Source organism: Allobosea sp. 05T422_2, from assembly GCF_056396265.1.
Map to the genome: position 1 here is coordinate 1 of NZ_JBFTLD010000420.1, position 3,332 is coordinate 3,332.

Sequence of the window (3,332 nt, forward strand, 5' to 3'; positions counted from 1 at the left end):
GCACAGACCAAGGCAGATCACCCCGCACAGACCAAGGCAGATCACCCCGTACCATGAGCGACGACAGTAGACCCTCCCCAAGTGAACCTCCCAGTCGCGGCCTGGCACAATGGCTGAGCCATTTCCTCGACCGGCTGGGCCTGCGGAACGGGGCAACGATTCGCGAGGACATCACCGAAGCGCTCGCCCAGGGGAGCGGGCAGCTCGCCGATCTGAGCCCGCAGGAGCGGGCCATGCTCTCCAATGTTCTGAGCCTGCGCGAGCGCCGCATCGCCGATGTCATGGTCCCGCGCGCCGACATCATCGCGGTCCAGTCCGAGGCAACTCTCGGCGAATTGCTGGCCCTGTTCCGCACCGCCGGCCATTCGCGCCTCCCGGTCTATGGCGAGACGCTCGATGACCCCCGCGGCATGGTCCATATCCGCGATTTTCTCGATTTCATCGCAGCCCGGGCCAAACCCGGTCGCCGCGGCGCGCAGCCCGGAACGGCCGGCCCCAATCTCGGCGCGATCGATCTTTCCGTCACTCTGGCTTCGGCCAAGATCCTGCGGCCCGTGCTCTATGTGCCGCCGTCGATGCCTGCCGTCGATCTGCTGGTCAGGATGCAGGCCACCCGCACACATATCGCCCTCGTCATCGATGAATATGGTGGCACCGATGGCCTGGTCTCGATCGAGGACCTGGTCGAGATCGTGGTCGGCGATATCGAGGACGAGCATGATCTCGACACCGCGCCGACGATCGCGGTGGCTGGCGAGAACCGTTTCACCGCCGATGCCCGCGCGACACTCGAAGACCTGAAGGACGCAACCGGGATCGACCTTTCCGAGACTGACGTCGCCGAGGACGTCGACACGCTCGGCGGGCTCATCGTCACGCTCGCCGGGCACGTCCCGGCACGGGGCGAGCTGATCCAGGGGCCCGAGGGGCTGGCCTTCGAGATTCTCGACGCCGACCCGCGCCGCATCAAGCGGCTGCGCATCCATCGGAATGTTCCCACCGTCTCCGAGGCTCCTGCGACGACGGATCCCGGCTGATGCGCCTTGCCGCCCTGGCCGACAGGGTCATCCTCGCCTGGGGCTGGCCGAAGCGCCTGATCGCGCTCGTCGCCGGCGCCAGCGGCGCCCTCGCCCTGCCGCCCCTCGATCTCTGGCCACTGATCGTCGTGCCGATGACCATTGCGGTCTGGCTGATCGACGGCGCAGTCGGCACAAGTCGCGGGGCGCGCTTCCGCGCCGCCATGGCTGCCGGCTGGTGGTGGGGTTTTGGCTTCTTTCTCGCAGGACTGTGGTGGCTTGGTGCTGCCTTTCTTGTCGAGGCCGACAAATTCGCCTGGGCCATGCCGCTCGGCGTCATTGCCCTGCCCGMCTTCCTCGCCGTCTTTCCCGCCCTGGCCTTCGGTGCCGCCCGCCTGGTCTGGCCACATGGCGGCGGCCGCATCCTCATCCTTGCTGTCGCGCTCGCCTTGAGCGAGTGGCTGCGCGGGCATGTGCTGACGGGCTTTCCCTGGAACGTCTACGGCATGATGCTGGCCGGTCAACCATGGATTGCGCAGTTCGCCTCAGTCGCCGGCCTTTACGGCCTGACCTTGGTGGCGGTCGCGCTCGGCGCAGCGCCGGCGATGCTCGGCACCGGCAAGCCGGGCCCGGAGCGCTGGCAGGCGCCAGTTCTGGCGCTCGCGGTCCTGTGCGGGCTGCTCGGCTTTGGTGCTTGGCGCATTCCCGCCGCGCCATCGCCCACCGTCCCCGGCGTGAAACTTCGCCTGATGCAGCCCAATCTGCCGCAGGACGCCAAGTTCAATCCGCGCAACGGCGAAGCGATCCTCAACCGCTATCTTGCGCTCAGCGACCGGGCGACAAGTCCCACGACTCTGGGCGTCCAGGACGTCACCCATCTGATCTGGCCGGAATCGGCCTTCCCTTTCCTGCTCGGACGAACCCCGGGCGCGCTGTCGCGGATCGCGGCCCTGCTGCCGCCGAACACAACCTTGATCACCGGCGCAGCCCGCGCCGGCGAAACGCTGCCGGGCGAAAGTCGGCCGCCGATCTTCAATTCGGTCCAGGTTGTCGACGATCAGGGCGTGATCGTCGCGAGCTATGACAAGGTCCATCTCGTGCCGTTCGGGGAGTACTTGCCCGCGTTCCTCGAGACGCTGATCCGCAGTGTCGGACTGTCCGAATTCGTCGCCGTTCCCGGCGGTTTCACGGCCGGCGCACGCCGGACACCGCTCACCGTGCGCGGCTTGCCGCCGGTCGCATCGCTGATCTGCTATGAGGCCGTGTTTCCCGGCGAGGTGATGCCGCAGGGCCCCAGACCCGGCTTCATGCTCAATCTCACGAATGACGGCTGGTTCGGTCAGACGAGCGGTCCTTACCAGCATCTCGCCCAGGCCCGGTTGCGGGCCGTCGAGCAGGGATTGCCCCTGGTGCGCGTCGCCAATACCGGCATATCCGCCGTGATCGACGCCTATGGCCGGATCACCGGCAGCCTGCCGCTGGGGAGCGAGGGGGTGCTCGACTCGGCCCTGCCCAGTCACGCCTCTGTTACGCCTTACGCGCAGCTCGGGGATGTCATTTTTGCAGGCCTTGTTGTAATATTCTTGCTCATCTCGCGGTTGCGACTTTCAAAATAATTCCAACTGGAACTATTCCCAGCGCAGAAGATGTCGTTTAAGAAGCAATTTAGTTGAAACTAGTGTATTGTGTTTGACCATAGGACACTGCCGGATTGCGGCTTCGGCAGAATGCCCCTGATCCGAGGCCCGTCGATCCATGCTGAAGAAAATCCCCAATCCGATCGATCGCCATGTTGGCAGCCGCGTCCGGATGCGCCGCATGCTTGCCGGCGTCAGCCAGGAAAAGCTTGGTGAAGCACTTGGGCTGACCTTCCAGCAGGTTCAGAAATACGAGAAGGGCGCAAACCGCATCAGCGCCAGCCGCTTGCAGCAAATCGCCAAGATGCTGGATGTGCCGGTCTCCTTTTTCTTCGAGGGCGCCCCGTCCGGCGACATGCCGTCGGGAGGCTTCTCGGACGCCGCCTCCACGACCTATATTTCGGATTTCCTGGCGACCAGCGAAGGCGTGCAACTCACCAAGGCCTTCGTGCGCATTAAAAATGGGCAGGTTCGACGCCGGGTTATCGATCTGGTTGAGGCCATTGCCGAGGAACACGCTGAAAAGCCCTGATTGAAGCGTCTCGGCGTTCGTCTTGACGAACGTTTCTCCCGATAAACGGATTTGAGCGCTTGACGGCGAACACGTTCGCTGCAAGAACGCTGCGCCCCGCACCGGCAGGGTCCGTGCTGGCGGCCACCAGCTTGTCCGTGCATGAAG

At 64.9% G+C, this 3,332-nt stretch carries 3 protein-coding genes; all 3 read left to right on the forward strand.

Annotation, left to right across the window (positions count from 1 at the left end; all coding sequences use genetic code 11):
* Positions 1 to 53 precede the first annotated feature (53 nt).
* The 3 genes from AC1DJT_RS35380 to AC1DJT_RS35390 all read left to right on the forward strand — a co-directional run bounded on the left by AC1DJT_RS35380 (position 54) and on the right by AC1DJT_RS35390 (position 3,185).
* Complete coding sequence (locus AC1DJT_RS35380; RefSeq protein WP_441492017.1) at positions 54 to 1,037, forward strand: hemolysin family protein; 984 nt, start codon at positions 54 to 56, stop codon at positions 1,035 to 1,037.
* Complete coding sequence (lnt, locus tag AC1DJT_RS35385; RefSeq protein WP_476835928.1) at positions 1,037 to 2,632, forward strand: apolipoprotein N-acyltransferase; 1,596 nt, start codon at positions 1,037 to 1,039, stop codon at positions 2,630 to 2,632. Before AC1DJT_RS35380 ends, lnt begins: the two co-directional genes overlap by 1 nt.
* A 139-nt stretch (positions 2,633 to 2,771) precedes the next feature.
* Positions 2,772 to 3,185, forward strand: a complete 414-nt coding sequence (locus AC1DJT_RS35390) for a helix-turn-helix domain-containing protein (protein WP_069878567.1) — start codon at positions 2,772 to 2,774, stop codon at positions 3,183 to 3,185.
* The last annotated feature ends 147 nt before the right edge of the window (positions 3,186 to 3,332 follow it).